Annotated in this window: 4 protein-coding genes and 1 pseudogene; 3 read left to right on the top strand and 2 right to left on the bottom strand. The window is 73.3% G+C overall.

From position 1 onward, the window contains the following. Both ACIRS1_RS38380 and ACIRS1_RS38375 read right to left on the bottom strand, forming a co-directional pair. Positions 1 to 113 (bottom strand): annotated as a pseudogene (locus tag ACIRS1_RS38380) (electron transfer flavoprotein subunit beta); the annotation flags it as partial. 260 nt (positions 114 to 373) lie between these two features. Next, positions 374 to 733: a thioredoxin family protein gene (locus ACIRS1_RS38375; RefSeq protein ID WP_396318307.1), complete on the bottom strand. Its 360-nt coding sequence runs from the start codon at positions 731 to 733 to the stop codon at positions 374 to 376. Positions 734 to 991: 258 nt separating this feature from the next. On the opposite strand from ACIRS1_RS38375, the gene ACIRS1_RS38370 reads away from it, so the two are divergent. The 3 genes from ACIRS1_RS38370 (at position 992) to ACIRS1_RS38360 (ending at position 3,945) form a co-directional block, all read left to right on the top strand. After that, complete coding sequence (locus ACIRS1_RS38370; RefSeq protein ID WP_387907123.1) at positions 992 to 1,417, top strand: DUF4395 domain-containing protein; 426 nt, start codon at positions 992 to 994, stop codon at positions 1,415 to 1,417. 225 nt (positions 1,418 to 1,642) lie between these two features. Further along, on the top strand, positions 1,643 to 2,413 hold the full coding sequence (locus tag ACIRS1_RS38365; protein WP_402847306.1) for a lysophospholipid acyltransferase family protein: 771 nt from the start codon (positions 1,643 to 1,645) through the stop codon (positions 2,411 to 2,413). A 212-nt stretch (positions 2,414 to 2,625) separates the two neighbouring features. Continuing rightward, entirely contained in the window at positions 2,626 to 3,945 is a 1,320-nt protein-coding gene (locus ACIRS1_RS38360; protein WP_402847304.1) for a TolB family protein, read from the top strand. Positions 3,946 to 4,062 lie beyond the last annotated feature (117 nt).

Below are 4,062 nucleotides of genomic sequence, written 5' to 3'. Positions count from 1 at the left end.
TCCGACAGCAGGCCGTCCACGCCCTCCCGGTCGGTGGTGTGGTCGTCCGCGAACCGACGGTCACCCGTCGCGTCCGGCACGTGCTTCACGCAGACAACGATCCTCAAGCTCACGGCCTGTCTCCTGTACTGGTCTCGTCCGGCGGCTGCGGCTGTGCAAGCGGGTGCGAACTTGGCACGCACCCGCTCCGGGCAGCGTGTTCCCGTGCCGGTCCGGAACTCTCTGGCAGCATACTCGCCAGTAGCCCAGTGGTCACTACTGGCCAGTAGCTTAGGCCGGACGGCTGCACTACCGCCTGCGCCCATCCTGCCCCAGCCCACCCCCGACACCACCCGACGGGGCGGCACATCCGCGACCGGATTCGCTCCGCCCCTCACACCGCCCGGCCGAGAGCCGCGATCACGTCCGCCTTGCGCGGCAGCCCCGCGGCCCGGCGCACCACCCGCCCGTCCGCGTCCAGCACCAGGACGGTCGGCGTGCGCAGGACCTCCAGCCGACGGACCAGTTCCAAGCGGTCCTCGGCGTCGAGCTCGACGTGCACCACCCCGTCGACCATGCCGGCCACCTCCGCGAGGACCCGGCGGGTGGCCCGGCAGGGCTGGCAGAACGCCGTCGAGAACTGCACCAGCGTCGCCCGTTCCCCGAGCGCCCCGCCGAGCTCCGCCTCCGACAGCCGTACCGCCCCGTCCCCGGTCCGCACCCGCACACTCCCGTCGCTCCCGGCCCTCAGCAGGCCGGACCCGGTCGCCGCCGTCGGCACGACGACGCACCTCACCGATCCCGTCGCCCCCCAGTCTGCGCCAGCGCCCCCGGGGTCCGGAAAGGAGGTCGACCGCCCCGCGGGGCGCGCGTACGATCGGCGGGTGGACTCCGACCGCGCCGCCCCACCGCTGCCGACCTCCCGCCGCGTCGTCGACCTGGGCCGGGCCACCACCACCCGCTGTCGCTGACGCGCCCCGCCGCCGCCCGTCGCGACCCTCCCGGAGCCCCCGTGCAGATAGACCCCCGCGGTCCCCGTTTCGCCGCCGCCCTCACCTTCGTCGTCCTGGCCGCCTCCCTGATCACCGGCAGCCCCGTCCTGCTCGCCGCCCAGGGGCTCGTCTTCGCCGCCGGCGCGATCGGCGGCCCGCGGCTCTCCCCTTACGGCTGGCTGTTCCGGACGGTGCTGCTCCCCCGGCTGGACCCTCCGTCCGAGACCGAGGACGAGCGGCCGCCCCGGTTCGCCCAGGGCGTCGGCCTGGTCTTCGCCGCCGTCGGCACGCTCGGCTACCTCACCGGGGTGGTCTGGCTCGGCGTGCTGACCACGGCCTTCGCCCTCGTCGCGGCCTTCCTCAACGCCGCGTTCGGCTACTGTCCCGGCTCCGAGATCTACCCGCTGGTCCGCCGGGCCCAGGGCCGGCTCGGCGCCGGGGCCTGACCGGGCCGCCCGGGACGGGAAAAGTTCCCGTCCGCTCTCATCACGGAGATCACACCGCGAAAATCCGCTTGACCGGACGCCTCAGGTGACAGCAGGCACTCGTTCGGGGGATCATCTCCGTGAATCACCCGTGACCGCCGCGGCGTGCCGCGCTCCGGTCGGCCCCCTCCCGACGGCGCGGGTACCGCCGTACCGGGCCCCGGCCCGTGGAAGTCAGGACTGACCGTGGCAGAGTTCGTGTACCCGCCGGTGATCGGCGCCGCACTCACCGCCTTCCGCGCGCTCGACGTGCGGATCACGATCGTGGGTGCCGAGCACATCCCCGCCGACGGCGGTGCCGTGCTCGTCAGCAATCACATCAGCTACCTGGACTTCCTCTTCGCCGGCCTGGGCGCCTACCGCGGCGGCAAGCGCAAGACCCGCTTCATGGCGAAGGACGACGTCTTCAAGCACGCGGTCTCCGGTCCGCTGATGCGCGGGATGAAGCACATCCCCGTCGACCGCACCGACGGCCAGCCCGCCTACGAGGCCGCCGTGCGCGCGCTCCGGGCCGGCGAGGTCGTCGGGGTGTTCCCCGAGGCGACCATCAGCCGTTCGTTCATGCTGAAGAAGTTCAAGACCGGCGCCGCCCGCATGGCCGCCGACTCCGGCACCCCCCTGCTGCCCGTGATCCTCTGGGGCACCCAGCAGCTCTGGACCAAGGGCCGTCCGAAGACCCTGACCAAGCGCCACGTCCCGGTCACCATCATGATCGGCGAACCGATTCACCTCGGGCCGAACGACAAGCCCGTGATGGTCACCAGACGCCTGCGTGCCGCCATGGCGGAGATGCTCGACCAGGCCCAGCGCGAGTACCCCGGCAAGCCCTCAGGACCGGACGACACCTGGTGGCTGCCCACGCACCTCGACGGCACCGCGCCCACCCTGGAGGTCGCCGAGGCCGAGGACGAGGCGGAGGCGGCGGCCAAGGCCGAGCGCCGAGCCGCCCGGGGCTGACCGCCCTCCCCTCCACGGCCCTCCCTCCACCGCCTCCCCTCCGACCGACTTCCTACTCCGTGTGGCGGAGCGTGCGCGCAGTGTCGCGTGTCGCTCGGCCATCGGCGCCCTCCGTCTGACACAGTGACAGCTCCCTTCTGGGGCCCTCGTCCTGAATCGGCGACGGAGCGAACGTCGGAGCGGCCGGAAGGTCGGAGACGGAGATGACACGGATGGCCGGCACACGACAGTCGCCCACCCCCAAGGCCCGCACCCGCGCAACCGCCGGTGCGGGCCTTCTGCTGCTGGGCACCCTGCTCACCGGATGCGGGGCCGAACCCGGAGACATCCCGCTCTCCGAGATCCAGGCGGACACCCCCGCCGCTACCCCCGAACCGACCGCCCCGGCCACCCCCGGCGTGGTGGGCGCCGCCGCGGAAGCACCCGCGGTCACCGCCCACAACGGTCTGATCGTCGGCCGCGCCTTCGTCGACGCCACCCGCACCACCAGCGCCATCGTCACCCTGGCCCCTGACGGAACCGCCCCCCACCAGGTCACCCAGCCGCCGGAGCGCGCCCGCGACGACCGCCCCGACTGGTCCCCGGACGGCGCCGTCATCTCCTTCGACCGGACCGACCCGCAGAGCGGCACCGCCCGGCTCTGGACGGTCGCGGCCAGCGGCGAGGGCGCCCACCAGATCGGCCAGCTCTGCGAGAGCGGCACCGCCGACTGCGCCAACGAGGACGAGCGCGCACCCGCGTACTCGCCGGACGGCAAGCAGCTCGCCTTCAGCCGCTCCTGGGGCGCCCTCGACGCGGCCAACGGCAACCAGGTCCAGTACTCGGACCTCTACCTGATGAGCCCGGACGGCACCGACGTCCAGCGGCTCACCTTCCTCACCAACGACAAGCCGTACTCCGGCCAGGTCAGCAACCCCAGCTGGTCCCCCGACGGCAAGCAGCTCACCTTCGAGTACCGCACCAGCGCCACCGGCCAGCCCGCCAACAGCCGCGCCGTCTACGTGGTCGACGCGGACGGCACCGGGCTCCGGCAGCTCACCCCCTGGGAACTGCGCGCCGGTGACCGCGCCAGTTGGTCCCCCGACGGCACCCAGATCGTCTTCACCACCTACCCGGCCGGCCCCGACAACACCCCCGGCGGCGGCATCTACACCGTCCACCCCGACGGCTCGGCGATCGGGGCGCTCACCCCCGCCCCGTCCAACGTCTCCTACGGCACCGCCTCGTACGCGCCCGACGGCAAGTCCATCGTCTTCGCCCAGGCACCGTCCGGCGGCGGGTCCGACCTCTACAGCATGCGACCGGACGGCACCGGCGTCACCCGGCTCACCAACACCGCGGAGGTGTGGCTCAGCCGGCCGGCCTGGGGCACCGCGGCGGTGGCCGTGCCGGCCCGGCCCGAGGAGCAGGACGCCGCTCAGGTGCAGGCCCAGGCGCAGGCGCAGGCACAGGCACCGAGCCAGCCGCAGCCGTCGGCTCAGGCACAGCCGTCGGCTCAGGCTCAGGAGGAGTCGCAGCCCGACAACGGGTGAGGCTCCCCCGGCCCCGGAATCCTCCGGGAAACGCGAAGAACCCCCGCCGGATATCCCGGCGGGGGTTCTTCGTGAATGATTGTTCGGCGGCGTCCTACTCTCCCACAGGGTCCCCCC

It is taken from the genome of Kitasatospora sp. NPDC101176, assembly GCF_044768035.1.
Lineage (GTDB): Bacteria > Actinomycetota > Actinomycetes > Streptomycetales > Streptomycetaceae > Kitasatospora.
The sequence above is the reverse complement of the archived record's forward strand: the minus strand, read 5'-3'. Positions and strand labels throughout refer to the sequence as shown.

What these genes read in the sequence shown, in the direction of transcription:
- ACIRS1_RS38360 (WP_402847304.1), top strand. Translation starts at nt 2,626, where the DNA reads ATGGCCGGCACACGACAGTCGCCCACCCCCAAGGCCCGCACCCGCGCA.